This is a genomic window from Pseudoalteromonas shioyasakiensis (genome assembly GCF_022398475.1).
Taxonomy (GTDB): Bacteria; Pseudomonadota; Gammaproteobacteria; order Enterobacterales; family Alteromonadaceae; genus Pseudoalteromonas.
Map to the genome: position 1 here is coordinate 1 of NZ_JAKEVM010000257.1, position 2,278 is coordinate 2,278.

Sequence of the window (2,278 nt, forward strand, 5' to 3'; positions counted from 1 at the left end):
GTTACGCTGTCATAAAACGCGTTTGGCGTTGTATGGTTAAGCCTCACGGGTAATTAGTACAGGTTAGCTTAATGGCTCGCACCACTTCCACATCCTGCCTATCAACGTTGTAGTCTTCAACGGCCCTTCAGAGACTTTAAAAGTCTAGTGAGAACTCATCTCGAGGCCTGCTTCGCGCTTAGATGCTTTCAGCGCTTATCAGTTCCGAACGTAGCTACCGGGCAGTGCCATTGGCATGACAACCCGAACACCAGCGGTTCGTTCACTCCGGTCCTCTCGTACTAGGAGCAACCCCTCTCAATTCTCAAACGCCCACGGCAGATAGGGACCGAACTGTCTCACGACGTTCTAAACCCAGCTCGCGTACCACTTTAAATGGCGAACAGCCATACCCTTGGGACCGACTTCAGCCCCAGGATGTGATGAGCCGACATCGAGGTGCCAAACACCGCCGTCGATATGAACTCTTGGGCGGTATCAGCCTGTTATCCCCGGAGTACCTTTTATCCGTTGAGCGATGGCCCTTCCATTCAGAACCACCGGATCACTATGACCTACTTTCGTACCTGCTCGACGTGTCTGTCTCGCAGTTAAGCTGGCTTCTACCATTACACTAACCGTACGATGTCCGACCGTACTTAGCCAACCTTCGTGCTCCTCCGTTACTCTTTGGGAGGAGACCGCCCCAGTCAAACTACCCACCAGGCACTGTCCGTAAYCCCGATTAGGGRCCAACGTTAGAACATCAACACTACAAGGGTGGTATTTCAAGGACGGCTCCACAAAAACTAGCGTTTCTGCTTCAAAGCCTCCCACCTATCCTACACATGTAGGGTCAATGTTCAGTGCCAAGCTGTAGTAAAGGTTCACGGGGTCTTTCCGTCTAGCCGCGGGTACACAGCATCTTCACTGCGATTTCAATTTCACTGAGTCTCGGGTGGAGACAGCGTGGCCATGGTTACACCATTCGTGCAGGTCGGAACTTACCCGACAAGGAATTTCGCTACCTTAGGACCGTTATAGTTACGGCCGCCGTTTACCGGGGCTTCGATCAAGAGCTTCGTCCGAAAACTAACCCCATCAATTAACCTTCCGGCACCGGGCAGGTGTCACACCGTATACGTCATCTTGCGATTTTGCACAGTGCTGTGTTTTTAATAAACAGTCCCAGCCACCTGGTCACTGCGGCTCCCGTCCGCTTARAGAGCAAGTCTCATCACAGATAGGAGCGTACCTTCTCCCGAAGTTACGGTACAATTTTGCCTAGTTCCTTCACCCGAGTTCTCTCAAGCGCCTTAGTATTCTCTACCTGACCACCTGTGTCGGTTTGGGGTACGATTCGGTATAATCTGAAGCTTAGAGGCTTTTCCTGGAAGTATGGCATCAACAACTTCACACCCTTGGGTGCTCGTCTCGTGTCTCAGTCTTAAGAGTCCGGATTTTCCTAAACTCTCAACCTACTCACTTTCACATGGACAACCAACGCCATGCTTGTTTAGCCTGCTCCGTCCCCCCATCGCAATTATACCAAGTACGGGAATATTAACCCGTTTCCCATCGACTACGCCTTTCGGCCTCGCCTTAGGGGTCGACTTACCCTACCCTGATTAACATGGGATAGGAACCCTTGGTCTTCCGGCGTGCGGGTTTTTCACCCGCATTATCGTTACTCATGTCAGCATTCGCACTTCTGATACCTCCAGCAWACCTCCCGGTWCACCTTCAACGGCTTACAGAACGCTCCCCTACCACTCAAACAAAKTTTGAATCCGCAGCTTCGGTGCATAGTTTAGCCCCGTTACATCTTCCGCGCAGACCGACTCGACCAGTGAGCTATTACGCTTTCTTTAAAGGATGGCTGCTTCTAAGCCAACCTCCTGGCTGTCTGGGCCTTTCCACATCGTTTCCCACTTAACTATGACTTTGGGACCTTAGCTGGCGGTCTGGGTTGTTTCCCTCTTCACGACGGACGTTAGCACCCGCCGTGTGTCTCCCGGATAGTACTTTACGGTATTCGGAGTTTGCAAAGGGTTGGTAAGTCGGGATGACCCCCTAGCCTTAACAGTGCTCTACCCCCGTAAGTATTCGTCCGAGGCTCTACCTAAATAGATTTCGGGGAGAACCAGCTATCTCCCGGTTTGATTAGCCTTTCACTCCTAGCCACAGGTCATCCCCTAACTTTTCAACGTTAGTGGGTTCGGTCCTCCAGTTGATGTTACTCAACCTTCAACCTGCCCATGGCTAGATCACCGGGTTTCGGGTCTATACCTTGCAACTA

At 51.5% G+C, this 2,278-nt stretch carries 1 rRNA gene; it reads right to left on the reverse strand.

Features of this window, described 5'->3' with window-relative positions:
- Positions 1-32 precede the first annotated feature (32 nt).
- Positions 33-2,278: ribosomal RNA gene (locus L1D51_RS21250) — 23S ribosomal RNA — on the reverse strand; the annotation flags it as partial.